At 69.6% G+C, this 23,077-nt stretch carries 25 protein-coding genes; 13 read left to right on the top strand and 12 right to left on the bottom strand.

Translation table 11 applies throughout. The features are described from left to right. Positions 1-97: 97 nt before the first annotated feature. Positions 98-292, bottom strand: a complete 195-nt coding sequence (locus tag ACQUQ0_RS00245; protein ID WP_011571141.1) for a cold-shock protein — start codon at positions 290-292, stop codon at positions 98-100. Positions 293-364: 72 nt separating this feature from the next. Next, positions 365-874, bottom strand: a complete 510-nt coding sequence (locus tag ACQUQ0_RS00240) for a metal-dependent hydrolase (RefSeq protein ID WP_435182485.1) — start codon at positions 872-874, stop codon at positions 365-367. A gap of 121 nt (positions 875-995) precedes the next feature. On the opposite strand from ACQUQ0_RS00240, the gene ACQUQ0_RS00235 reads away from it, so the two are divergent. Beyond that, entirely contained in the window at positions 996-1,574 is a 579-nt protein-coding gene (locus ACQUQ0_RS00235; protein ID WP_435182484.1) for an MBL fold metallo-hydrolase, read from the top strand. 112 nt (positions 1,575-1,686) lie between these two features. Here the strand turns inward: ACQUQ0_RS00235 and ACQUQ0_RS00230 are convergent, their stop codons facing one another. Then, positions 1,687-1,992, bottom strand: coding sequence for a DUF5827 family protein (locus ACQUQ0_RS00230; RefSeq protein WP_435182483.1), 306 nt, complete (start codon positions 1,990-1,992; stop codon positions 1,687-1,689). Between the two features lie 118 nt (positions 1,993-2,110). On the opposite strand from ACQUQ0_RS00230, the gene ACQUQ0_RS00225 reads away from it, so the two are divergent. The 6 genes from ACQUQ0_RS00225 (at position 2,111) to ACQUQ0_RS00200 (ending at position 8,363) form a co-directional block, all read left to right on the top strand. Further along, the gene (locus tag ACQUQ0_RS00225) at positions 2,111-3,346 is read left to right on the top strand and encodes a dihydropteroate synthase (protein WP_435182482.1); all 1,236 of its coding nucleotides are present in this window, start codon (positions 2,111-2,113) and stop codon (positions 3,344-3,346) included. 270 nt (positions 3,347-3,616) lie between these two features. Next, entirely contained in the window at positions 3,617-4,306 is a 690-nt protein-coding gene (locus ACQUQ0_RS00220) for a 6-hydroxymethylpterin diphosphokinase MptE-like protein (RefSeq protein ID WP_435182481.1), read from the top strand. Positions 4,307-4,432: 126 nt separating this feature from the next. Next, complete coding sequence (locus tag ACQUQ0_RS00215; protein ID WP_435182480.1) at positions 4,433-5,860, top strand: cryptochrome/photolyase family protein; 1,428 nt, start codon at positions 4,433-4,435, stop codon at positions 5,858-5,860. Positions 5,861-6,251: 391 nt separating this feature from the next. Continuing rightward, positions 6,252-6,851, top strand: coding sequence for a superoxide dismutase (sod, locus tag ACQUQ0_RS00210; RefSeq protein WP_435182479.1), 600 nt, complete (start codon positions 6,252-6,254; stop codon positions 6,849-6,851). 113 nt (positions 6,852-6,964) lie between these two features. Further along, positions 6,965-7,750 (top strand): hypothetical protein, encoded by a 786-nt coding sequence (locus tag ACQUQ0_RS00205; RefSeq protein ID WP_435182478.1) that lies wholly within the window; start codon positions 6,965-6,967, stop codon positions 7,748-7,750. 115 nt (positions 7,751-7,865) lie between these two features. Further along, entirely contained in the window at positions 7,866-8,363 is a 498-nt protein-coding gene (locus ACQUQ0_RS00200) for a GNAT family N-acetyltransferase (RefSeq protein ID WP_435182477.1), read from the top strand. Positions 8,364-8,596: 233 nt separating this feature from the next. Here the strand turns inward: ACQUQ0_RS00200 and ACQUQ0_RS00195 are convergent, their stop codons facing one another. The 4 genes from ACQUQ0_RS00195 to ACQUQ0_RS00180 form a co-directional block, all read right to left on the bottom strand. Beyond that, positions 8,597-10,276, bottom strand: a complete 1,680-nt coding sequence (locus ACQUQ0_RS00195) for a tRNA uridine(34) 5-carboxymethylaminomethyl modification radical SAM/GNAT enzyme Elp3 (protein WP_435182476.1) — start codon at positions 10,274-10,276, stop codon at positions 8,597-8,599. Positions 10,277-10,406: 130 nt separating this feature from the next. Beyond that, entirely contained in the window at positions 10,407-12,563 is a 2,157-nt protein-coding gene (locus ACQUQ0_RS00190) for a DHH family phosphoesterase (protein ID WP_435182475.1), read from the bottom strand. A 96-nt stretch (positions 12,564-12,659) separates the two neighbouring features. Further along, positions 12,660-13,262, bottom strand: a complete 603-nt coding sequence (locus ACQUQ0_RS00185) for a YIP1 family protein (protein ID WP_435182474.1) — start codon at positions 13,260-13,262, stop codon at positions 12,660-12,662. Positions 13,263-13,272: 10 nt separating this feature from the next. Next, positions 13,273-13,860: a thymidine kinase gene (locus tag ACQUQ0_RS00180; RefSeq protein WP_435182473.1), complete on the bottom strand. Its 588-nt coding sequence runs from the start codon at positions 13,858-13,860 to the stop codon at positions 13,273-13,275. A 131-nt stretch (positions 13,861-13,991) separates the two neighbouring features. Between ACQUQ0_RS00180 and ACQUQ0_RS00175 the strand changes: the two genes are divergently transcribed. Both ACQUQ0_RS00175 and ACQUQ0_RS00170 read left to right on the top strand, forming a co-directional pair. Beyond that, a complete protein-coding gene (locus ACQUQ0_RS00175; protein ID WP_435182472.1) occupies positions 13,992-14,333 on the top strand; it encodes a DsrE family protein in 342 nt (113 codons plus the stop codon). 135 nt (positions 14,334-14,468) lie between these two features. Beyond that, on the top strand, positions 14,469-15,842 hold the full coding sequence (locus ACQUQ0_RS00170) for a methyl-accepting chemotaxis protein (protein ID WP_435182471.1): 1,374 nt from the start codon (positions 14,469-14,471) through the stop codon (positions 15,840-15,842). Between the two features lie 44 nt (positions 15,843-15,886). Here ACQUQ0_RS00170 and ACQUQ0_RS00165 read toward each other — a convergent pair whose 3' ends face one another. From ACQUQ0_RS00165 to ACQUQ0_RS00155, 3 genes are all read right to left on the bottom strand, one after another. Further along, on the bottom strand, positions 15,887-16,357 hold the full coding sequence (locus tag ACQUQ0_RS00165; RefSeq protein WP_435182470.1) for a carotenoid biosynthesis protein: 471 nt from the start codon (positions 16,355-16,357) through the stop codon (positions 15,887-15,889). Between the two features lie 84 nt (positions 16,358-16,441). After that, entirely contained in the window at positions 16,442-17,152 is a 711-nt protein-coding gene (locus ACQUQ0_RS00160) for a YIP1 family protein (protein WP_435182469.1), read from the bottom strand. A 125-nt stretch (positions 17,153-17,277) separates the two neighbouring features. Continuing rightward, positions 17,278-17,577, bottom strand: a complete 300-nt coding sequence (locus tag ACQUQ0_RS00155; RefSeq protein ID WP_435182468.1) for a hypothetical protein — start codon at positions 17,575-17,577, stop codon at positions 17,278-17,280. 131 nt (positions 17,578-17,708) lie between these two features. Here ACQUQ0_RS00155 and ACQUQ0_RS00150 point away from each other — a divergent pair, with 131 nt between their 5' ends. Next, positions 17,709-18,686, top strand: coding sequence for an aldo/keto reductase (locus ACQUQ0_RS00150; RefSeq protein ID WP_435182467.1), 978 nt, complete (start codon positions 17,709-17,711; stop codon positions 18,684-18,686). A gap of 45 nt (positions 18,687-18,731) precedes the next feature. On the opposite strand, the gene ACQUQ0_RS00145 is transcribed toward ACQUQ0_RS00150, so the two are convergent. Beyond that, complete coding sequence (locus ACQUQ0_RS00145; protein ID WP_435182466.1) at positions 18,732-19,946, bottom strand: MFS transporter; 1,215 nt, start codon at positions 19,944-19,946, stop codon at positions 18,732-18,734. A 102-nt stretch (positions 19,947-20,048) separates the two neighbouring features. On the opposite strand from ACQUQ0_RS00145, the gene ACQUQ0_RS00140 reads away from it, so the two are divergent. Next, complete coding sequence (locus ACQUQ0_RS00140) at positions 20,049-21,350, top strand: DUF7405 family protein (RefSeq protein WP_435182465.1); 1,302 nt, start codon at positions 20,049-20,051, stop codon at positions 21,348-21,350. Between the two features lie 102 nt (positions 21,351-21,452). On the opposite strand, the gene ACQUQ0_RS00135 is transcribed toward ACQUQ0_RS00140, so the two are convergent. Then, entirely contained in the window at positions 21,453-22,118 is a 666-nt protein-coding gene (locus ACQUQ0_RS00135; protein WP_435182464.1) for a DsbA family protein, read from the bottom strand. 120 nt (positions 22,119-22,238) lie between these two features. On the opposite strand from ACQUQ0_RS00135, the gene ACQUQ0_RS00130 reads away from it, so the two are divergent. After that, positions 22,239-22,445 (top strand): DUF1918 domain-containing protein, encoded by a 207-nt coding sequence (locus tag ACQUQ0_RS00130; protein WP_372389006.1) that lies wholly within the window; start codon positions 22,239-22,241, stop codon positions 22,443-22,445. A gap of 36 nt (positions 22,446-22,481) precedes the next feature. After that, positions 22,482-22,943 (top strand): RNA-binding protein, encoded by a 462-nt coding sequence (locus ACQUQ0_RS00125; protein ID WP_435182463.1) that lies wholly within the window; start codon positions 22,482-22,484, stop codon positions 22,941-22,943. Positions 22,944-23,077 lie beyond the last annotated feature (134 nt).

Raw genomic sequence — 23,077 nt, 5'->3', positions numbered from 1 at the left:
AACGGCGTGGCTCCCGCTCAGCGCGTGAAAATGAAGAATCGTGGTGAGAATCGACGGAACCGCCGACCGCAGTACCGCTAACCGCTGTGTTGCGTTCTTACAGGCGCTGGAGGTTCGTCGCGCGCGGGCCTTTGTCGGCCTGCTCGATGTCGAACTCCACTTCCTGGCCTTCTTCGAGGTCCGGGCCGCCGACGTCCTCCATGTGGAAGAAGACGTCTTCCTCAGAATCCTCGCTTTCGATGAAACCGTAACCGCCTGTGTCGTTAAAGAACGCAACCGTACCTTTCGCCATTGCAATTGCCCTAACGAGAAGGCGATAAATAAGCTTTGTGACGCGGACCCCGCCGCCGCCCCCAGTCGGGGCTCACACCGCGACGCCGAGATACGCCGCCGCGGCCGTCGCGAAGACGCCGACGGCGAACAGGCCGTAGTTCGCGACGGCGTTGTCCGCGCGCCAGAGGCCGAGCGAGTAGGTCCGCCCGGACAGCGGCCACAGGAAGTTCACGCCCGCAGGCGTCAGCGCGTCGGCCGCGAGGTGGGCCACGACGGCGAGCGCGCCGATCGCGAATCCCAGGGCCGCGATCGAGAGCCCGCCCGCGACGACCGCCGTCGAGAGCGGTTCGCTCGCGACTCCCGACAGCGCGGTTCCGACCCCCGCGAAGACGGCGCCGACGAGCGCGGCGAACGCCAGCGAGTGGGTCGGGCCGCGGTGGGGGATCCCCGGGATCTTGTGGTCGAGGTCGGGCAGCATCGCCAGCCAGAGCATCGCGCCGCCGGTGACGACCGCGAGATCGCCGCGGTCGATCGCCAGGAGGACGAACGCGACGGGCGCGAACACGAGCAGCGAGACGCCGTAGTGGCCCTTCCGATACACACCGGAGCGTCGTCGCTGGCGACCAAAAGCCCACGGGGTCTCGGCCCAGGCGCCGTCGGAGAAACCGGGCCGAGGCGGCGGATGAGAAAGAGCGAAGTCGGCTCGTCGGCTACGTCGGAGCGTGATACACAACCTCGCACGCGACGTTCGCGCCTTCACCTCGAACGTCTTCCTCGTCACCGGCGAGACGACCGCTCTCGTCGACGCCGGGGCGAACTTCGACGTCGTCGAGCGGATCAGAGCCCACACCGACGCCGTCGATCGGCTCTACCTCACGCACACCCACCCCGACCACGTCGAGAACGTCGCCGCGATCCGCGAGGCGTTCGACGTCGAGACGTGGGGGTTCGACGCCGACAGCGAGTACGTCGACCACGCCGTCGCCGACGGCGACTCGGTGCCGCTCGGCGACGACGACTACGACGTCCTCCACACGCCCGGGCACAAGCCCGACCACGTCTGCCTGTACGCCCCCGCGACCGGCGTCTGCTTCGCGGGGGATCTGGTCTTCGAGAACGGGAGCTTCGGCCGGACCGACCTGGAGGGCGGCGACCGCGCGGCGCTCGTCGAGAGCATCCGCAAGCTCCGCGAGGCGGTCGGCGACGACCTCAGCGCGCTCCACACGGGCCACGGGGGAAGCGTCGTCGAGGACCCGCTTTCGGACCTGGAGGTCGCCGAGCACGCGGCACAGATGGGCTGATAGTGATTGCTCTCACTGTTTACCGCCGAAGGCCACCCCCGGTGACGGCGTCGGCGGTAAGAGACGAGAGTAATCACTATGACTCGCTCGGCGCCGGACGTCCGTCACCGCGTCACTCGTCGGCGTCCTCGGGGATCTCCTCTGCGGGCCGCTCGTCGCTCTCGACGCCGAAGTACCCCGGTTCGTCGCCGACGGGATCGTTGATCACCAGGTCGTCGGTGTGGGTCATCAGCCACGGAACCGTCCACCGGACGAGGCTCTCTTCGGTCTCGGGATCGAGTTCGACATCGGGATCGAGCCCCTGGAGGAGTCGGGCGATCTCCGGGACGGTGTACATCAGGTCGGGATCGAGGATCTCCTCGGGCTCGTAGAGCCGGTACGGGTAGAGCGTCTCGAAGTCCGATTTGGGCCTGGGCATAGCCGGCCGTTCGCGCCGCGACGCCAAAGAACCGACGAGTCGACGTCGGCGGGACGGGGGCTCCCTCCCCGCGAGCCGCTGCCAGACAGTATATGTGTCCGCCGCCCTCAGGTCGGGTATGCGAACTGTCGACGCCGCCGGACTGCCGATCGGTGACGAGCACCCGCCGCGGATTATGGGCGTGCTCAACGTCTCGAAGGAGTCCCCCTACGACCCGAGCGTCTTCGACGACCCCGGCGAGGCCGCCGCCTACGTCGACGACGAGCTCATCGACCAGGGCGCCGACATCGTCGACGTCGGCCTCGAATCGGCGAACAAGCGCTTCGAGGTGCTCTCCGCGGAGGGGGAGCTCGAACGGCTCGAAACTGCTGTCCAGACGATCGAGAGCGTCTCCGGCGACGCCGTCTTCTCGATCGAGACGCGCTACCACGAGGTCGCTGAGGAGGCGCTCGACCGCGGCTTCGATATGGTGAACGATATCTGCGGCTTCGCCGACCCGGAGATGCCCCGCGTCTGTGCGGAGCGGGACGTCGCGGTCGCGAAGATGGCCTCGCCGCCGGACCTGACCCGGCCGGGCGCGATCGAGGACGTCGACGACATCTACGACGCGCTCTCGCTCAACGGCTTCACCGACAAGACGCTCGTCGACCCCGCCTTCGGCGGCTGGTCCGAGGACAAGACCCTGGCGGACGACCGCGAGACGTTCCGCCGGCTCCGGGAGTTCCGCGGGCTCGGCTATCCGATCCTGGTCTCGATCAATCGAAAGAACTTCCTCCGCGAGGTCGCCGGCCGGTCGACGGAGGAGGCGCTGCCGGTGTCGCTGGCGGCGACCTCGATGGCGGTCGAACGCGGCGCGCACGTGATCCGCACCCACGACGTCGCCGAGACGCGGGACGCCGCGCTGATCGGCCACGAGTTCGCCCGCTCGCGCGTCCGCGAGCGCGACGCCGGCGACGTCGCCGTCGAGGAACTAGACGTGACCGCGCCGGCCGAGGCGAGGCGCCACCTCGACCGGCTGGGCGCCGCCGACGCCGCCGACGCCGCCCGCGACGCCGCGACCGGCGTGTTCGAGCTCGGCGGGCTCTCCGACGGCGACGTCGGCGCGCTCTCGACCGCTGCGGCCCGCTCGGGAGCGACCGTTGTCGTCGGCGACGGCGGCGACGACCAGGCCGCTCGCGGCGACGTGGCGCCCCGGAGCGACGGCGGAAACGACTCGGGTCCGGGCGGCCGGCGCGCGCTTCTGTTCGGGACGCCGCGGGCGCTCGTCGGGCTCCCTGAACGCGTCGACGACCGATCGGAAGCGTCCGACGGTCTGGTCGCGGCGCTCGATACGATCACGGAGGCCGTCGAATGACCGGACTGCGCCCGGTGCGCCGCCATCGTACCGGCCGTATCCCGCGAATTTCCGGCTCGATGTTTGATTCGGCGCGTCTCGCGCGTTCGAGTGGACGTCCGCCCACTAAACCGCCGTCTGACGCCGTCACAGGGGGCGTCAGACGCCGAAGAACACGGGAAAGCTTATGACGGACCGTTCGGAACCGACCCAATGGAAGCCGGAAGGGCACGCGGGTAGGGGTACTTGGTGCCATTCCGGCTCGTACCGTAACGCCCGGGAGCGGTAGCTATGCGCTTCGAGACCTGGGAGCCGATCTACGAGGCGATCCTCCGCGACTTCGGGTACCCCCGCGAGGGCGACGAGCGCGCCAGAGACGTCATCGCCGAGTATGCGACGCCCTTCGACCTCGACCGACTGGACTGCTCAGGGGAGACTGTTGCTGTCGTCGGCGCCGCGCCCGGCCTCGACGAGGAGGTCGACCGCGTCGCCGACGCCGACCGGATTTTCGCCGCTTCGACGGCCGCCGACGTCGTTCTGGCGGCCGGCTACGACCTCGACTGCTTCGTCACGGACCTCGACAAGAACCCCGAGACAGCGGTGGAACTGAGCCGGGACGGGGTCCCGGTCGCGGCCCACGCCCACGGCGACAACGTCGAGCTCGTCGAGGCGTGGGCGCCGCGGTGCGACGTCGATCACGTGCTCGCGACGACACAGGCCGCGCCCGTGGGTTCGGTGTACAACTTCGGCGGCTTCACCGACGGCGACCGGGCGGCCTTCCTGGCCGACGCGCTCGGCGCGGCCGACCTCCGGTTCGTCGGCTGGGACTTCGACGATCCCGACGTGAGCGACGCGAAGGCGCGGAAGCTCCGGTGGGCCGAGCGCCTGCTCCACCTCCTCGAACGGCGTCGCGACGAGCGGCTCGCCGTCCTGGACGGACGCCGCGAGGGGATCGACCCGATCGAAGTCGGCGAGGGCTGATACCGACTACTCTCGTCTCACATCGCCGAGCGCCGCCCCCGTTGACGGCGATCGCGGTAAAAAGTGGAGTAGGCATCACGACGGTTCTGCCGACACGTTGACGGCGGGGGCGGCCCACTGGTCGGTATGCAGATTCACTGGCACCGCCGGGACCTCCGGGCGGCGGACAACCGAGCGCTTTCGGCCGCCGCCGACGCGGTCGAGGCCGACGCGACCGACGGCGAGACGGGGGGCGTCGTCCCGGTCTTCGTCTTCGACGACGCGGTCCTCGACCACGCCGGCGCGCCGCGCGTCCGCTATCTCCTCGACGCGCTCGCCGAACTGCGGGCGTGGTACCGCGAGCACGGCTCGGACCTCGTCGTCGCCCGCGGGGATCCGGCGTCGGTCATCCCGGATCTCGCCGAGGAGTACGACGCCGACCGGGTCGTCTGGAACAGGGACTACTCGGGGCTCGCCCGCGAGCGCGACGCCCGCGTGCGGCGGGCGCTGAACGACCGCGGCGTCGCCCGGGAGTCGTTCCACGACGCCATCTTCCACGAGCCGGGCTCGATCACGACCAACGAGGGCGAGCCCTACTCGGTGTACACCTACTTCTGGAAGAAGTGGCGCGACCGCGAGAAGCCCGAGCCCGTCGACGCGCCCGCGGCCGACGCTCTCGCCGACGTCGACGGCGACGACCTGCCGACGATTCAGGAACTCGGCTTCGACGATCCGGAAGCCGACGTCGAGTCCGCCGGCACCGACGCGGCGCGCGAGCGGCTCCGGGCGTTCTGCGAGGACGGCATCTTCCGGTACGAGGAGGACCGGGACTACCCGACCCGCAACGCGGTCTCGCGGCTCTCGACGGACCTGAAGTTCGGAACGATCGGCGTCCGCGAGGTGTACGAGGCGACCGCGACGGCCCACGAGCGCGCCGACGGAGACGAGGTCGACTCCGTCGAGGAGTACCAGTCCCAGCTCGCCTGGCGGGAGTTCTACGCGCACGTCCTCTTTTACAACCCCGAGGTGGTCACCGAGAACTTCCGGACGTACGAACACGATATCGAGTGGCGGAACGACCCCGAGGAGCTGCGGGCGTGGAAGGACGGCGAGACGGGCTATCCGATCGTCGACGCCGGGATGCGCCAACTCAAGCGGGAGGCGTATATGCACAACCGCGTGCGGATGATCGTCGCCTCGTTCCTCACGAAGGACCTCCAGATCGACTGGCGCGAGGGCTACGACCACTTCCGGACCCACCTCGCGGACCACGACACCGCCAACGACAACGGCGGCTGGCAGTGGGCCGCCTCTACGGGGACCGACGCCCAGCCGTACTTCCGGATCTTCAACCCGATGACGCAGGGCGAGCGTTACGACCCCGACGCGGAGTACATCACCGAGTACGTGCCGGAGCTCCGCGGCGTCGAGTCCGACCTGATCCACGAGTGGCACGAGCTCTCCCCGACTCAGCGGGCGAACGCCGCCCCCGAGTACCCCGAGCCGATCGTCGATCACAGCGAGCGCCGCGAGTCGGCGCTGGCGATGTTCGAGGCCGCACGCGGCGACGAGTAAGCCCCCGCTGTCGCCACGACCGAGGGAGCTCTCCGATATCGTTACGATCGGAATCCGGCGCGTTCGCGCGTCTGTCGGCACCGCTTTCGATCTGAGTCCCCGTTCCAATTCTGAGACGCTTCGCCGTGCGATCGCTAAGCAGTATTAGTTACCCCTGAGATGGTATCGGTGTGACACTCTATGCCGTGGCCGCGTCTGACCGAATCCATCGACGCCGCTCCGCACCGGCGCGGTGGCTCTCGACCGCCGATCCGTGACGCCGATCGGCCGTGAGCGTCCGGCGCACACCGGCGACGACCCGGAGTAACTGAAATCAGTGACATACTTGTTACCACACCTCCCTGAATGTTTAACAGCGTCCCGAACGTGTGATGGAATGGAGGTAAATATTATGAGCTACGAACTCGATCCCCTTCCGTACGACTACGACGCGCTGGAACCCCACATTTCCGAGCAGGTGCTGACGTGGCATCACGACACGCACCACCAGGGCTACGTGAACGGCTGGAACAGCGCCGAAGAGACGCTCGAAGAGAACCGCGAGGCGGGCGAGTTCTCCTCGTCGGCGGGCGCGATCCGGAACGTGACCCACAACGGATCGGGTCACATCCTGCACGACCTCTTCTGGAACTCGATGTCGCCTGAAGGCGGCGACGAGCCCTCGGGCGACCTCGCGGACCGCATCGAAGAGGACTTCGGCTCCTACGAGGCCTGGAAGGGCGAGTTCGAGGCCGCCGCGTCCAACGCGAGCGGCTGGGCGCTGCTGGTCTACGATTCCTTCTCGAACCAACTGCGCAACGTCGTCGTCGACAAGCACGACCAGGGCGCGCTCTGGGGCTCCCACCCGATCCTGGCGCTGGACGTCTGGGAGCACTCCTACTACCACGACTACGGCCCGGCCCGCGGCGACTTCATCGACAACTTCTTCGAGGTCGTCGACTGGGACGAACCCAGCGCCCGCTACGAACAGGCCGTCGAGCTCTTCGAGTAAGCGACGACTCGTACACCCCGACCATTTTTTCGCGACGCCGCCGAATCGCGATGGCTGAAATCCGTTTCTGAGTCTCGCGTAGTCTTATAACGGATCGCGAAGGACACACCCGTATGGCCCTCCGACTCGGTCAAGCGTTCGGTAACGGTATCAGACGGGTACTCACCCGAAGCGGCGGCGCGCTGTTCGTCGCGCTGCTCGCCATCCAGTTCCTGATTCAGGCGACGGCCAACACGCTCGTTCTCGGGTTCCTGCCCGAGGGGGCGCCGGCCGAGGCTACGCAGATGCTCGGGCTGACGCTACCCGTCTCCGGCACGGCCGCGGCCGTGCTCTTCCTGCTCGTGATGATCCTCAGTTCGGCGTACTTCGTGGCGATGGCGCGGGGTCTCGCACGCCCGATGCGCGAACTGGGATCCTTCCCGTCGTCGCTCTACACCCGTCGGATCGGCAGAGCCACCCTCTCGCTCATCGGCGGCGGCATCCTGATCGGCATCGCCGTCTCGATCGGGCTGGCGTTCCTGATCCTCCCGGGTATCTACCTGGGCGCGTGCTTCCTCTTTTTCGCCTTCGAGGTGAGCATCGAGGACGAGCGCGCAATCGCCGCGATCAAGCGGAGCTGGACTCGCTCGAAGGGGAACCGCCTGAAGCTGGCTGTCATCGTCCTCCTCGCCGGAGTCATCGGCGGGGTCGTCGGCGCGGTCGGCTCGGTGATCGACCTCGTCGGCCCGCCGGTCGCGAGCGAGGTCATCGTGAACGTCCTCAGCTCCGTGCTCTTCGTCGCCCTCTACGGGATTATGGCCGACGCGTACGTGCAGGTGCGCGACGGCGACGGGGGCGGCCTCGGCGGCACCGGCACCGCGAACCCCGTCGACGGCGGCGTCGCGACCGACCGGCCCTGACGGCTGGAGTGCGTTCTTCCGATTCCGATTTCGATTCCGATCCCCATCCGACACGTCGTTCGATCCGGCACCTCGATCCGAAACGCTCAGCCTCCCGGCCCGCCACACCTCGGACGTGACCGACACAGCCGACGATGGACGCGGGGGCGGGGCAGCGGACGACGGACGGACCGGCGTGTTCGTCGCGGAGACCGATGCCGAGCGGCGTGACGCCTTCGCCGTCCGGCGAGCGGTGTTCGTCGACGAACAGGGCGTCGACGAGGCGATCGAGTACGACAATCACGACGAGCCCGGCGCCGACGCGACCCACTTCGTCGCGTACGACGACGGCGCGGCCGTCGGGGCGGCCCGGCTCCGCGCGGCGGACGAAACGACCGCGAAGGCCGAACGGGTCGCCGTCGCGGCCGACAGGCGCGGCGAGGGCTGGGGTCGAGACATAATGCGGACCGTCGAGGAAACCGCGCGCACGAAAGGGTTCGACCGACTCGCGCTCCACGCCCAGACGCGCGTCCACGAGTTCTACGAGCGGCTCGGATACGACGCCCACGGCGAGGAGTTCGAGGAGGCGGGAATCCCGCACATCGAGATGTCGATCGGCCTCGACGACGCGTAGAGCTCTGTTAGCGCTCTCGTAGTGATTACTCTCGTCTCTTACCGCCGAACACCGTTACCGGGGGCGGCGTTCGGCGGTAAACAGTGAGAGTAATCACTATCAGTGCGTCGTCTCGTCGCGAGCGTTTATATACGAATCCGCAGCCAGTGTCCCCGTGCTCTGAACGTCGCCCCGCGTCGGGCCGCGGGTGCTCGACACGTCGGCGCGGGACCGCGAGTGTCGACTGTCAGCCCCTACTCCAACCGCTTCGAGACGTACGGACCGTCCTGGTGGTAGCCGAGCTTCTCGCGGTAGTACTGGCGCGCGCCGATCCCGGAGATGATCGCCAGCGAGTCGTAGCCGGCGTCGGCGGCGAGCTCCTCCACCCGGCGGACTAGTCGGCGGCCGTAGCCCCGGTGCTGCCACTCGCCTTGGCCGCTGCCGATGCCGGCCTCGCTCCCGTAGACGTGAAGTTCGCGAACGACGGCCGCGTCCGCCAGTTCCCGTCGGACCGGGTCGTTCGGGAAGCGGAGCCGACAGAACCCCACGAGGAGGTCCTCGACGGGGTCTTCGAACGCCAGGAAGTGCTCCGTCCCGCCGGCGACCTCGTAGGTTTCCACACCGAGTTCCACCCGTTCGGGGTCGGGGTCGGCGTCGTTCATTCCGGCCTCGCGGGCGCGGATGTCGCGGATCTCGATGCCCTTCTCCTCGGCGCGCTGTTCGGCCAGCTGCCGGAGGTTCGACTTCCAGACGCCGGCGTCGATGAAGTCCGCGGGGATGTCGCGCTGGACCCGCTGGAGGCGGGTGTACTCGGGGATCATCCTCATCACCTCGCTGATGACCTCGGCGGCCTCCTCGTTGCCGAGCGGCTCGAACTCGTCGCGGCGCCACTGGTCGTAGACGCGCGTCCCGCGGACGACGAGCGTCGGGTAGATCTTCAGGTAGTCGGGCCGGTACTCCTCGCGCTCGAACAGCTGCCGGAAGTCCTCGAGGATCATCTCCTTCGTCATCCCCGGCTGGCCCGGCATCATATGGAAGCCGACCTTGAAGCCCGCATCGCGGAGCCGGCGGTTGGCGTCGATCGACGCCTGGACGCCGTGGCCGCGGTGCATCTCTCTGTTGATGCGCTCGTAGGTCGTCTGGACGCCGACCTCGACCTTCGTCGCGCCGAGGTCGAGCATCCGGTCGATCTGCTCGGGGTCGCACCAGTCGGGCTTGGTCTCGAAGGTGGTCCCGATGTTCCGGATGTCGGCGGTCTCGTTCTCGGCGATGACGTCTTCGAGGTAGCGGAATTCGACGTCCTCGGGGTCGGGCTTGAACGACTGCTCTTCGGCCGGCTCCGGTTCGGCGTCCAGATCGTAGTCGTTCAGCGCCTCCAGCGCACGCTTGACGAACCACTCCTGGTAGTCGTGGCTGCGGGCGGTCATCGTCCCGCCCATCAGGATCAGTTCGACCTTGTCGACCGGGTGGCCGATGTGTCGGAGCTGTTCGAGCCGCAGCGTCACCTGCCCGTACGGGTCGTAGTCGTTCTGCTCGCCGCGGGCGGCCGCGGGCTCGTGACCCGTGTACGACTGCGAGGAGTCGAACTCCGAGGCCGGCCCGCCCGGGCAGTAGAGGCACTTCCCGTGCGGGCACATATGCGGCGAGGTCATAATCGCCACCGGCGAGACGCCCGAGGCGGTTCGGACGGGCTTTCGGCGGACGACTTCTTTCACCTCCTCGCGTCGGCTCTCGGGGGCGTGCTGGAGGATCTCGACGTTCTTCGGGACCTTCGGCGAGGAGTGCTCCGAGCAGGCGTCGAGCTTCGCCGACTCCAGGCTCTCGCGGTCGACCTCGCCGTCGAGGATGCGCCCCACGAGCTCCTCGCAGGTCCGCCGGAAGGCGTCGCTCTCGGTCGGGTCGGACTCGCCGTCGCTCTCGGCGTCCGTGCTCACGCGCGGATCACCGCCCAGCGTCCCAGCGACCGTCTCATTACGGTGTTCTCGTCCGGTTTCGGGGTTAAGCGTGTCGCTCCCGGTCGTCGGGAGCGCGAACACGAAACGCCGCTGCGGAGTCGGCTTACTGCTACTGCTGGTCGACGACGGCGTCGACGACGGCGTCGACGACGTCCTCGCGGGCGCCCGAGAGGAACTCGATGCGGTTCTGTCGGACGCCGACGGCCGTGACGCCGCCCTCGGGGACGGCCTCACTCGCCGACCGCGCGGCCGTCCGGACGTCGACGTCGCCGTCGACGCGGACGAACAGCTCGTCGGTCGAGTAGACGACCGTGACCGCGTGGCCGTTCCGGCGGTGAAGCGCCGAGGCGAGCAGCGACGTCGGCGGGAAGTCGAACCGGTGGCTGTAGGAGTCCGCGTCGAGGACGCCGACGTCGACCCCCTCGACCGAGCGGGATTCGAGGTTCGCCTGCGCGGTCGCGACTTCGTCGTCGAGCTTGCTCCGGAACTGCTCGGAGACGTGACCCGCGAGCCCGCCGTCGTCCTCGAACAGGAGGTCGGTGATGAGCTCGCGCTTGTCCTGGTAGGACTGGTAGTACGCCTCCAGCGCGATGGCCTCCCGGAGCTCCCGCGTCCGGTCGGCGTCGTAGCCGGCCTCCGCGGCGAGGTCGACGTACGCCCCGGGCGCGTCGTCCCAGTAGCTCACCGCCGGAAGGTGTGCGAGATCGCCGGTGATGTCCTCGTTGACGGCCGACGCGAGGTTCGCGCCGAGCGCGCCGGTCGAGAGGTCCGAGGCGTCCGTCTCGGTGAGGCTCGGCGAGACCAGAACGCTCGCCTCGTCGACGACTTCCGTGTCGACCTCGTCGGCGTCGACCACGACGCGCGAGGCGCCGTAGACGCCGAGCAGGCCGAGGCCGTCCAGCGAGTCGGTCGTGCCGCCGACGCCGACGAGGACCACGAGCGGGAGCTTCTCGTCGTGGCGCTCGCTGTCCTGGAGCATCTGGGTTACGTCGTTCGTTGCGGCGTCCATCCCGTAGACGGGGTCGTCGAGCGGGCGGCGCGTGAAGAAGTGGTACTCGGCGTCGGCGCGGGCGTGCTCGTCGCGGATCAGCGGGAGGACGGCTCGCTCGACGGCCGCGCCGGCGACGTAGCCGTCGGCCGTGGCGGCGTGGCGGACCACGATCGGCCGCGACTGGAGCACCGCCGTTCGGATGGCCTCCGCGGCGTCGGCCAGCTGGTCGGTGACGGCCGCGACGGCGTCGTGGTCGGCCAGCGGCTCGACGGAGTCGGGACGGGCGCGCTCGGCGAGCGCGTCGACGAGGCGCTGTTCGACCGCCTCGGCGTCCTCGTCCGTGAGCTCGGTGAGTTCTTCGGTCTCGACCTGCAGTTCGCCGCGGCGGAGTTCGACCTCGCCGTCGAGGCGGACGACGTCGCCCTCCCCGATCTCAGGGTAGGCGCGGACGCCGGCCTCGACGAACGCGGCGCAGTCGACCACGGCGGTCTCGTCGCGGACCTCGAAGATCGTCGGGCCGCCGGTCTGGCGCGCGCCGACGATCTCGCCCTCGATCCGGACGCGGTCGCCGACCCGGTCGCCGAGGGAGTCGATCGCGACGCGCTCCGGCGGCTCCTCGGCCGCGTCCGCCTCGGCGTCGGATTCCTGGGCGCTTTCGGCCTCGTTGGCCTCTTCGGCCTTCGCCGCCGTCGACGCTGCGGCGCCGGCCGCCGCGACTTCCACGTCGTCCGCGGCGTCGTCCGCCGTCGTCTCCGCGGGCTCGTCGGACGACTCGGAACCGGAGTCAGCGTCGGCCTCGGACGCCCCTGCCGCCGCCCCGCCGACGCCGCTTTCGGCCTCGACGGACTCGGTGCCGTTCGTGGCGCGGGACTTCGTCGAGACGCCCTTCGGCGTCTTCTTCACCGGCTCGGGGCCGTCGTCTTCGGCCTCGATCGGCTCGCCGTCGGCGTCGCCGTCGGGGTCGTGGACGCGGGCCCCGCGGAACTCCGACTCGGACTGGCGGATCGACCAGCCGAGGTCGATGTTGCCGTTGCTCCTGACGTTCTTCACCTGAACGAACACCGTATCGCCAGACTCCCAGTCGAGGCTCTCGAGCCGCTGGTCGAGTTCGCTCCGGTGGAGGAGCCCGGTGACGCCCGGCGCGAGGTCGACGAACACGCCGAAGTCGGCGAACCCGTCGACCGTCCCCTTGTAGAACCGCCCCGGCGTGAGCTGCTCCGGCGAATCGCCTCTGAAATCGAACCAAACGTCCTCGTCGTGCGTAATCCAATCCATTGCAAGAGTCAAATGTGCCACGACTAAAACGATTGTCGAATCCCGCTCGTCCGGGGGAGTCGCGAGATCGGCGGGGGCGCGGGGAGCGTCCGCCGCTCAGATCAGCCCGAGCGCCAGGAGGATCGCCTCCCCCGCGTCGATGCCGCCGAAGACCGTCCCGAAGAGCAACACCGCCGGAATCGCGCCGGCGAGGGCCGCTCGCGCGGCCGACGTCCCGTGGACGACGCGGAGGCCGACGACGAGCAGCGCGGCCCCGTAGAGCGCACAGCCCGCGCGGACCGCGGGAATTGGCACGCCCGCGGCGACGCAGGGGGCGGCCGCGTAGGCGATCACCTGGACGGTCTCGCTGACGCCCGCCCGGTCCTCGACGACGAGGATCAGGAGGACCGTCTGGAGCGCCGCGGTGAGGTGGAGCGTCGCCGGCGCGACGACGAGCGCGACGGCGGCGAGCGCGACGAACGCGGAGACGGCCGGCCCGCCCGCGAGGTCCGGGATCCGCGCGGGGACGAACGCGAAGAGGCCGACGGTGTACCCGAGGGCGACGACGACCGCGAACACGAGGCCGGGGGCTTGATCGCCGGGCGCGACGCCGTGCGCGAAGAACTGCCGGGGTCGGAGGAGGACTTCGAGCCAGGCGCGGGCGACGGCGCGCGGACCGCGGTCGCGGCCGCCCTTCGGATCGGCTACCCAGGTGGTCACGTTGCTTCTGTTAGTCGCGCCGGAGGGTATGACAGTTCCGGCAGCGCGCCTCGTAGGACTCCTCGGCGCCGACGACGATCGTCGGGTCGTCGACGTGGGCGGGCTCGCCGTCGACGAAGCGCTGATTCCGCGTCGCTGGCTCGCCGCACTGCGCGCAGATCGCCTGGAGCTTGTCGACGTACTCCGCGACGGCCATCAGCTGCGGGAGCGGCTCGAACGGCTCGCCGCGGTAGGTCTGGTCGATGCCGGAGACGAGCACGCGCCGGCCGTCGTCGGCCAGCCGCTGGCAGACGTCGACGAGCTCGGGACCGAAGAAGTTCGCCTCGTCGATCGCGACGACGTCCTGGCCGTTCAGCGACTCGCGGATCTCCCAGACGCCGTCGCCCTCGCTGGGGACGACGGTCGCCTCCCACTGGCGGCCGACGTGGGAGCCGACGGTGGTCTCGCCGTAGCGGTCGTCGACCGCGGGCTTGAACACCGCGACCTTCTGCCCCGCGATCTCCGCGCGTCGGAGCCGGCGGAGGATCTCCTCGGTCTTCCCCGAGAACATCGAGCCTGTGACGACCTCGATCCAGCCGCTGTTCGTGATCGCGTGCATACCTCCTCCGAGCGCGGGCGAGGGGCAAAACCGTTGTTCATTCGCCCGCCGGCGGAACCCCGGACGGCGGCTCGCCGACCCCGTCGAGCACCAGCACCAATTTCTAAACGGCGCCTGTCGTATTCACGCGTATGCAGGTCGTCTTCCACCTCTCCAGCGGCGACGTCGGCGACTGGCGCCGCGCGCTCGGAAACGTCCGGAACCTCCTCGCGGACGACACCGCAGACGTCGACGACGTCGTCCTGCTCGTCAACGGCGACGCGATCCGGGCCGTCGAGGCTGGGTCGCCGGTCTCGACGGAGGTCCGCGCCCTCGGGGAGACGCCGGTCCGCTGCCTGGGGTGTCGGAACTCCGTTTCGAGCCGCGACATGGCGGCGACGGACCTGCTGGCGAACGTCGACCTCGTCCCCTCCGGCGTCGGCGAACTCGCGCGTCTCCAAGACGAGGGCTACGCGTACCTCAAAGTTCCCTGACCGCGGCACCAGGGATATTCAGCGGTACCGTCACGTCGCTGCGGACGCGACCCTACGGGCCGCGGACGGTCGGTGTAATCAGCGTTGATACTCTCACGCATAGCTTGAAATGGCTGTGACGGCCCACCCGGGGTAATGGCACAACGAGCCCGCACCCCCGAGGACGCACCGCTCGCTGAGGAGGCGACGCTCGCGCCGGAGGTCCCGGCGGACGCGAGCGACGCAGAACGGTATCGCGCCGAGCGGGACCACTGGCGACACCTCTTCAGGGAGCTGGTCGATCGGTTCCCCGACCCCGCGTTCACCGTCGACCGCGACGGCCGCGTCGCTCAGTGGAACCAGGAGAACGAGTCGTTCATCGGCATCTCGTCCGACGAGGCGGTCGGCGAGTCCGCCTACGACCTCGTCGGCACCGATAGCGCGAGCGAGACCCTCGCGGAGAAGGTGATGGAGTCCGGCGAGCCCGTCCGGGAGTCGGAGATCCGCTCGGGATCCCACGCCGACGGCAGCGACTGGCACATCCGCGCGAAGAGCGTCCCGCTCCGCGGCCCCGACGGCGAGGTCGTCGGCGCCTTCGAGGTCGTGACCCGGGTGACGGACCTCGTCGAGCAGCGCCAGTCGATGCAGCGCGTCCAAGAGCAGGTCCAGCGGGACCTCGACGGGAACGTGAGCGACCTCGAACGGGCGTCCTCGCAGGTGACGGAGAACGTGAACGTGATCGCGGAAGTCGCCGACGAGGAGGCCGAACACGTCAGAGAGGTCGACGACGAGATCCAGACGTTCAGCGCGACGACCGAGGAGGTCGCCGCGAGCGTCGAGACCATCTCGACCCAGAGCTCCGAGACCGCAGAGCTCGCGACCGAGTCAGAGGAGTCGACGACCGAGTTGCTGGAGACGGTCGAGGACGTCGCGGACGCGAGCGATCGGATGGCCGGCGACGCCGAGGACCTCGCACAGCGCGTCGACGAGATCGACGACGTGGTCGCGGTGATCGACGACATCGCCGATCAGATCAACATCCTCGCGCTCAACGCCTCGATCGAGGCCGCTCGTGCGGGTGAGGCCGGAGAAGGCTTCGCGGTCGTCGCCGACGAGGTGAAGTCGCTGGCGACGGAGTCCAAAGAGGAAGCCGAGCGGATCGAGGGCCTCGTCGAATCGATCGCGACCATCGCCGCGGAGACGGTCGACGGGATCGAACAGACGACGAAACAGGTCGACGAGATCGAGTCCCAGATCGAGGCGGTGAACGCGAATCAGCGGGAGATCCAGGAGGCGATCGCGGACGTCTCCGAGCAGTTGGAACAGATCGCGACCGCGACCGACGAGCAGGCGACGAGCGCCGAGGACATCTCGGCGATGCTTGGCTCGACCGTCGAGGGCGTCGAACGCATCGCCGACGAGGTCGCCGAACTCGCCGCGGCGAACCAACAGCAGACCGATCAGGTCGCCGAGATCCGCCACAGCGTCGAGACGCTGGAGCGGAACCTCACGACCGCCGTCGACGAATAGCGCCCGCGCTCTGTTTCCTTCTGGCAATAGCCATATGAGACGCATCACAGGAACGGGGTGGCGAGCGCCGCGGTGAGGCAACTGATCGCGAACCACCCGGCGAAGTTCCACCACGGGACCGCCCGAACGCGCGGCCCGCCGAGGTCGTCCAGGTACGTCCAGTATCCCTCCTCGACGCCGCGGTGGTCGGTCAGCACGTCGTAGGCGGTCGCGACGGCTCCGGCCGCGACCACGGCGGGCCAGCCGTCGGTCGCGAGGAGCGCGAGTCGGAACGCGAGGTAGATCGCCCCGGTCCACCCGAACAGGACGTAGAGGGGGACGCCGAGGACCTTCGGACCGAGGTGGTGTTCGAGCCAGCCGAGGGCGACGACGACCGCCTCGGCGACGAACGCGACCGCGGCGCCGCCCCCGAACAGGGCGATCGTCGCGGCGATCGGCCAGGTCGCCGCCGCGTGTGCGAGCGCCGCGAGACCCACCGCGACGGTCGTGGCGACGAAGGTGCGACCGCTCGTCATACCGGCGTCTTCGGCGACCATCGGAAAAACGGTTGGTGGTCAACGGTCGCGAGCGGCCCGGGCCGAGTCTGCCGTTCCCCTCGGCTACGCGAGAGAGAAGAGCCACACGATGAGCGCAACGGTCCCGGCGGTGCCCGTCGCCGCGCCGTTCGACAGCCCCTGCTCGTGTCGGAGCCCGGCCCGCCAGACGAGCCCGGACCACAGCGACGTCGCCCCGGTCACGAGCGGTTGCCAGCGGACAAGCGGCGCCAGGTCGGCTCGGATGCGCTCTGTCAGCACCGACGGATCGCTCTGGCTCGCGACGGTGATCGGATCGATCAGGACGAACAGGAGGCCGAGCCCGACGACGAGGCTCACGAGCGGGGGCACGAGCCCCCAGAGCGCCACGGCCAACGACGTCGCGATGCCGCGCTCCCCGTCGAACAGCCTCGCTCCGGCGTGGAGCGCGACGGCGACCAGGACGATCACGATCCCGATCCCGATGAGGACCGGTCCGATGAACTCCCCGACGGCGTCGGCGAGGAGCGCGTCGATGTTCCGCTCGACCTCCGCGGGCGCGTCGCAGTCCGCGTCCATCGACTCCGGCGCGGTCTCGCAGAACTGCTCGGACGGTCGGCTGGGGTTGTCGACCATCACCGTGCCGTCGATCCGCGCCTGGAAGACCCGACCGACGGCCCAGACGCCCAGCGGGAGCGCAAAGACGTGGAGGGCGAGGAGGGCCAGCGTGTGTCCGACGGTGACGTCGCGCTCGGCGAAGAACCGACCGGGACGGACGAGCGGCGTGACGGGGGACATCACCGGCACCTGCACGCCGCCGGCCGGAAAACGTTGGTATGACTACGATCCCGGTTTGAGTCACGGGCTCGAAAGTCCTGGCAACGCCGAAGCGACGCACCAGCGCCGCACACGACGTCCGCCGGTCACTCTGCGGGTGCGGTGTCGGTCGCGACGGCGTCGCCGCCGCCTCCGCCTTCGGTGTCGAGAGACGAGCCGCGGACGGCGGCGACGAACGCCCCGAGGCCGAGCAGCAGGACGACGAGGTCGACGAGGCCGCCGACGACGGGGAGCGCCCCGAGGACCGTCACCAAGACCACGCCGCCGAAGGAACCGTCACTGCCCGGACCGGATCCGGGTTGCTGTGCGACCGCGACCGCGGGAAGCCCGCCGAGGACGACGAGCGCCGCGAGAACGACTGCCAGCCGTGGATGGAGGCTCGACATCTGTGAACACGAGAGGGGACCTCTCAACTCGGCGATACAATAGGATCTGGTGCAAATGCTCGCCGTTCGGGTCGAGCGGTCGGGACTGCCGCCGCGCTGAGCTTTTTGCCGCTCCGGCGCGTGACCCCGCTATGGAGTACACGACACTCGGCGACACGGGCGTGACGGTCTCGAAGATCTGTCTCGGCTGTATGAGCTTCGGCGACGTCGACTGGCGCGACTGGGTGCTCGACGAGGAGGAGGGCAAGGATCTGGTCGACCGGGCCATCGAACTCGGCGTGAACTTCTTCGACACGGCGAACATGTACTCCGGGGGCGGCTCCGAGCGGGTGCTCGGCGACGCGCTTTCCGAGTACGACCGCGACGAGTTCGTCGTCGCCTCGAAGGTGTACTTCCAGATGGACGACGACGATCCGAACTCCGGGGGCCTCTCGAAGAAGGCCATCGAGCAGGAGCTCGACAACTCCCTGGATCGGCTCGGGATGGACACGCTGGATCTCCTCCAGATCCACCGCTGGGACTACGACACGCCGATCGAGCAGACGATGCGCGCGCTCGACGACGCCGTCAGACGGGGCAAGGCCCGGTACCTCGGCGCGTCGTCGATGTGGGCCCACCAGTTCGCGGAGGCCCAGCACGTCGCCGAGCGGCAGGGGCTCACGCGGTTCTCGACGATGCAGAACCACTACAACCTCCTCTACCGCGAGGAGGAACGCGAGATGCTGCCGCTGTGCGACGAGCAGGACGTCGGCGTCATCCCGTGGTCGCCGCTGGCCCGCGGGTGGCTCGCGCGCCCCCACGGGCAGGCCCGCGCGACGACCCGCGGCGAGAACGACGACTACGCCCACAGGCACCCCTACCTTGAGGGCGGCGGCCGCGAGGTCAACGAGCGCGTCCAGGAGCTCGCCGAGGAGAACGGCGTGAAGATGGCCCAGATCGGCCTCGCGTGGCTGTTCGAAGACGACCGCGTCGACGCGCCGATCGTCGGAACCACGAGCGTCGAACACCTCGAAGACGCGGTCGAAGCGCTCTCTGTCGACCTCTCGGACTCCGAGGTCGAGTACCTCGAAGAGCCCTACGAGCCCGTCCGCGTCTCGGGCCACGAGTAGGCGAGACGTCGATTCGGCGAGGCCGCCGACACCCGCCCTCCGACGTCACCCGGACGGACCGCCGGCCGCGACCCGGTCCGCCTCGCTGTCGTCGCTGTCGGCTGTGATCCGGACCACCGCGCGGGCCGCGACGAGCGCGATCGCGACCTCCGAGAGCCCGACGACGAGGAACGACGTGAGGTAGCCCGCCGCCGAGGTGGTGAGCCCGCCGAGCAGGAAGCCCGCCAGGAAGCCCAGGCTCCCGAAGACGTTGAAGCCGCCCATCGCCGCGCCGCGCTCCGCTGCGGCGGCGACGTCCGTGACGAGCGCCATCGTCGCGGGCGCGACTCCGGCCCCGAGCGACCCCACCGCGACCATCGCGGCGACGGCGACGGCGACGTTCGGCGCGAGGCCGACGGCGACGATCCCTAGCCCGTAGCAGATCGAGCCGACCACGACCGGGATCGCCCGGCCGATCCGGTCCGAGAGCACTCCCGCGGGGTACTGCAACAGCGCGAACGGGACGAAGAACGCCGCGAGCGCCAGCCCCGCGCCCCCGGCGCTCAGCCCGAAGGCGTCGCGGAAGTAGTAGACGCCGACGAGCGCGAAGAAGCCGGCGGTCATCCGGTCGATGAAGCCGAAGGCGTACGGCACCGCGAGCGCGGGGCGCTCCCGGAGGCGGCCGAGCGCGTCGCCGACGCGGAGCCGGTCGGCGCTCGGCAGATCCTCCGAGACGGTCAGGAACAGCGCCGCGACCGCGAGGAGGGTCGCCGCCGCCGCGAAGAGCGGATACAGCGGGTCGGCGTCGGCGAGGCGGCCGCCGACCACAGACCCCAGCGCCGCGCCGAGGCCGATGGCGATGCCCGCGGCGCCCATGTTCCGGCCGTTCCCGCCCGCGAGGTCGGCGAGCGCGGTGATCGAGAGCGAGAACGCGCCGATCGTCGCGGCGCCGCCGACCAGCCGGACGAGGAGGACGCCCGCAAAGGGGAGGCCGAGCGTCGGCGCGGCGGCGAGCAGGAGGTAGCCGGCCGCGCCGCCGAGCGCCCCGGCGGCCGCGAGCGGCATCCGTCGCCCGAGCGCGTCGCTGGCGGCGCCCCAGACGCTGGCGAAGGCGACGAAGGCGGCGAACTCCGCGACGAGGAACCACATCCCCGCGCGGATGGCGCCGTCGCCGCCCAGGGCCGCGACGATGTCTTCGACCCCCGGGTAGAGGAACACCTGCGAGACGAGCACGCCCCACACGCCGACGGCGAGCCGGATCCGCGTCCCGCGGCGAGTCACGCGCGCCGATAGACCCTCCGAACTGATAGCCGCGTCGTTTCGGCGCCCCCCGCCCGCGACGCCGAGAGAAACCCACTTAGCCGTCCCTCCGTTATCACCGGTATGGTCGACGAGAGCGGGTGGACGCGCCGCGAGACGCTGAAGGCCGCCGTTGCGGCCGGCGGGGCGGCGGCGCTCTCGGCGTGTCTCGACCGCGCCGACGAACCGGTGCCCGACGGCCCCGACGACCTCTCGTCGCTCCCCGAACGTCAGCACGCGTGGAACGACCGCGTCCGGACCGACGAGCACGGCAACCGCCTCCTGCCCCGACACCAGATCCTGCTGTATCTGACGCTCTCAGGCGACGGGCCTCCCGGCCCGGACGCCCGCCGGACAGTCGAGTCCGCGTTGCGGACGCTCGATCGGGCGTACGAGCGGAGCCACGGCGGGCTGCTGTCGTCGATGGCGTACTCGCCGCGGTACTTCGCTCGGTTCGACGACGACCTCCCCGACTCGGTCGATCTGCCCGAGCCCAGGGCGCTCTCGCCGTTCGAGACGCCGACGTTCGACCGGCAGGACGCGCTCCTGCACCTGGCGTCGGACCGCGCGGACGTCGTCCTCGAAGCGGAGGAGGGCCTCCGCGGCCGGCGCTCGGCGGTGAACGGCGTCGAGATGGACGCGCCGCTGACGGACGCCCTCGACGTCGCCGACCGCCGGACCGGCTTCGTCGGCGCGGGGATGCCGGCCGACAGGCAGGACGGCCTGGAGGGCATTCCCGACTCGAATCCCGTCCCCGAGGCGTCGCCGCTGTTTATGGGTTTTATGGCCGGATTCCGGAAGAATCAGGCGACCGAAGACTACGTCACCATCCGGTCGGGCCCCTTCGCCGGCGGGACCACGAAGCACGTCTCGAACCTCCGGATGCGGCTCGGCGACTGGTACGGCGAGCAGTCCTTCGACGAGCGCGTCGCGGAGATGTTCTCGCCCGTCCACGCCGAGCGCGACCTCGTCGAGGGCGTCGGCGAGAACCTCGGTGCGAGCAGCGGGATCACGCCGGAGATCGTCAGCGAGATCCGCGACCACGCCCGCGAGTACGCGCGGGTCGGCCACGCTCAGAAGGCCGCGCGGGCGAACCGCACCGACGACGGGACGGTGCGGACGCTCAGGCGCCACTTCGAGTCGACCGACGGCGGCGAGGCCAGCCTCCACTTCCCGAGCCTGCAGTCCGAGATCTCGACCTTCGAGGAGGTGAGAGCGGCGATGAACGGCACCGACCTGACCGAGGTCCCGACCATCCGCCAGCGGGCGAACAACGGCATCCTCGAATACATCTTCGTGAAGCGCCGCGGGAACTTTCTCGTGCCGCCGCGGTCGCTCCGTGCGCTGCCGACGCCCGCGGGCGAGACGCCGGGACTCGGCGACTAACCGAACGGCGCCCTCCCGACTCTAGTGATCACTCTCGTCTCTTCCCGCCGAACGCCGTCACCGGGGATGGCGTTCGGCGGTACACAGTGAGAGTAATGACTATCAGCCGTCGAGCCGGCTGTCGATCGCGCTCTTGATCCCGTCCCAGCCGTACGTATCGAGCAGTTCGCCGTCGACGTAGACGGCCGGCGTGCCGGGCACGCCGCGCTCGCTACCCAGTTCGCGATCGGCTTCGACGACCGGTCGGTAGGGCTCCTGATTGGCGGCCCCAGCCACGGCGCAACCGTCGACGCCGAGGTCGTTCGCGAGGTCGTGGACGACCTGATACCCCTCGGTGGCGAGGTGGTCCTGGTTCTCGTAGACGCCCTTCGCGAACGCGAAGAAGGTCTCGGCGTCGCTCCGGTCCTGCACCGCTCGGGCCGCCGAGGCGGCGAACCACGACCAGTCGCTCACCGGGATCGGGAAGTCGAAGAAGCGGTACCGGATCTCTCCCGGGTCGATGTAGTTCGACTTGATCTTCGGGTAGACCGACTGGGTGAACGTCTGGCAGTGCGGACACGCGAAGTCCTCGAACACGTCGACGGTGACGGGGGCGTCGCTCGACCCCAGCGCCGGCCGGGGGAGCGAGGTGACGGTATCGAGGGTGCCGACGCTGCAGCCGTCCGGGAGCGCGCTGTTTCCGCCGGAGCCGCCGAGGCAGCCGGCGGTCGAGCCGAGCGCCACCGCGCCGGAGAGCGCCGCGAGGTACGACCGTCGTGTGGGTTCCATACCTTGCCGAAGGGGCTGGTGATTTATAATCGCGTTCGTCCCAGTCGTCCCGGTCGGTCCGCGGGGGCGCTCTCGACCCGGAACCAGTCGACTTTTCACCGCTCCGCGTCGCTCTCCGGTATGGAGTTCGAAGAAGACGACAGCGTGGTACTGCACGACAAGCACAGCGAGTTCGACGGCGAGGTCGGCACGATCACGCAGGTCGTCGAGACGATGTTCGGCGACGCGACCTACACCGTCGGCTTCGACGACGGCCAGGAGGTCGGCATCTCCGCGGACCAGCTGGAGCTCGCCGAGGACGCCGACGACGAGTCGGACGCGGAGTAACGAGCGTTTTTCAGCCCCCGACGCGTAGGGCCGCCAATGCCGCGAATCCCGTTTCACTACGTCGATCTGCGGACCTTCTGCTACGAGACCGAGGACGAAAAGCGGGTCGAGAGCGCCCTCCGGACGTTCCTCCCAGAGGACTTCGAGATCGAGCGCACGGAGAGCGAGGGCCACCACGGCGACCGGATCGTCGTCCTCTCCGCGCGGGTCGAAAACGCCGACGACGTCCGCCACGTCCTCGGGCGGCTCGCGACGCTTCCAGCGTTCGAGGACCTGCTGTCGGAGCTCGACGAGCGCGTCACCGACAACACCGAGCTGTTCCTCCGGCTGGACAAGCAGTCGGCGTTCCGCGGCGAGGTCCGCCGCGGCGGCGGGATCACGCTCCGCGCGAAGGTCGAGGCCTACCCCGCGACGAAGGAAGCCGCCGTCGAGAACGCCCGCGAGGCGCTCGATCGGGCCGAGGAACTGACCAGCGATCGCGGCCGAGGCGGCGAATAGCGAGCAGGCGACGCGGCGGCGTCGCAGGGCGGTGTGTCGCGCACCCGCGGGCGCCCTGCGTCGGCGGTCAGCGCACGGCGCCGATGGGACCGTCTGCGGAGATATCGCAGGTCCGCAAGCCTTCATTCATCGAA

It is taken from the genome of Halobellus sp. EA9 (assembly GCF_051195055.1).
Taxonomy (GTDB): Archaea; Halobacteriota; Halobacteria; order Halobacteriales; family Haloferacaceae; genus Haloquadratum; species Haloquadratum rubicundus.
Note: the sequence above shows the minus strand (reverse complement) of the source record. Positions and strands in the feature narration are given on the sequence as shown.

What these genes read in the sequence shown, in the direction of transcription:
- ACQUQ0_RS00140 (WP_435182465.1), top strand. Translation starts at nt 20,049, where the DNA reads ATGGTCGACGAGAGCGGGTGGACGCGCCGCGAGACGCTGAAGGCCGCC.
- ACQUQ0_RS00155 (WP_435182468.1), bottom strand. Translation starts at nt 17,577, where the DNA reads ATGTCGAGCCTCCATCCACGGCTGGCAGTCGTTCTCGCGGCGCTCGTC.
- ACQUQ0_RS00175 (WP_435182472.1), top strand. Translation starts at nt 13,992, where the DNA reads ATGCAGGTCGTCTTCCACCTCTCCAGCGGCGACGTCGGCGACTGGCGC.
- ACQUQ0_RS00225 (WP_435182482.1), top strand. Translation starts at nt 2,111, where the DNA reads ATGCGAACTGTCGACGCCGCCGGACTGCCGATCGGTGACGAGCACCCG.
- ACQUQ0_RS00205 (WP_435182478.1), top strand. Translation starts at nt 6,965, where the DNA reads ATGGCCCTCCGACTCGGTCAAGCGTTCGGTAACGGTATCAGACGGGTA.
- ACQUQ0_RS00135 (WP_435182464.1), bottom strand. Translation starts at nt 22,118, where the DNA reads ATGGAACCCACACGACGGTCGTACCTCGCGGCGCTCTCCGGCGCGGTG.
- ACQUQ0_RS00180 (WP_435182473.1), bottom strand. Translation starts at nt 13,860, where the DNA reads ATGCACGCGATCACGAACAGCGGCTGGATCGAGGTCGTCACAGGCTCG.
- ACQUQ0_RS00170 (WP_435182471.1), top strand. Translation starts at nt 14,469, where the DNA reads ATGGCACAACGAGCCCGCACCCCCGAGGACGCACCGCTCGCTGAGGAG.
- sod (WP_435182479.1), top strand. Translation starts at nt 6,252, where the DNA reads ATGAGCTACGAACTCGATCCCCTTCCGTACGACTACGACGCGCTGGAA.
- ACQUQ0_RS00160 (WP_435182469.1), bottom strand. Translation starts at nt 17,152, where the DNA reads ATGTCCCCCGTCACGCCGCTCGTCCGTCCCGGTCGGTTCTTCGCCGAG.
- ACQUQ0_RS00245 (WP_011571141.1), bottom strand. Translation starts at nt 292, where the DNA reads ATGGCGAAAGGTACGGTTGCGTTCTTTAACGACACAGGCGGTTACGGT.
- ACQUQ0_RS00220 (WP_435182481.1), top strand. Translation starts at nt 3,617, where the DNA reads ATGCGCTTCGAGACCTGGGAGCCGATCTACGAGGCGATCCTCCGCGAC.
- ACQUQ0_RS00230 (WP_435182483.1), bottom strand. Translation starts at nt 1,992, where the DNA reads ATGCCCAGGCCCAAATCGGACTTCGAGACGCTCTACCCGTACCGGCTC.
- ACQUQ0_RS00125 (WP_435182463.1), top strand. Translation starts at nt 22,482, where the DNA reads ATGCCGCGAATCCCGTTTCACTACGTCGATCTGCGGACCTTCTGCTAC.
- ACQUQ0_RS00130 (WP_372389006.1), top strand. Translation starts at nt 22,239, where the DNA reads ATGGAGTTCGAAGAAGACGACAGCGTGGTACTGCACGACAAGCACAGC.
- ACQUQ0_RS00215 (WP_435182480.1), top strand. Translation starts at nt 4,433, where the DNA reads ATGCAGATTCACTGGCACCGCCGGGACCTCCGGGCGGCGGACAACCGA.
- ACQUQ0_RS00165 (WP_435182470.1), bottom strand. Translation starts at nt 16,357, where the DNA reads ATGACGAGCGGTCGCACCTTCGTCGCCACGACCGTCGCGGTGGGTCTC.
- ACQUQ0_RS00150 (WP_435182467.1), top strand. Translation starts at nt 17,709, where the DNA reads ATGGAGTACACGACACTCGGCGACACGGGCGTGACGGTCTCGAAGATC.
- ACQUQ0_RS00190 (WP_435182475.1), bottom strand. Translation starts at nt 12,563, where the DNA reads ATGGATTGGATTACGCACGACGAGGACGTTTGGTTCGATTTCAGAGGC.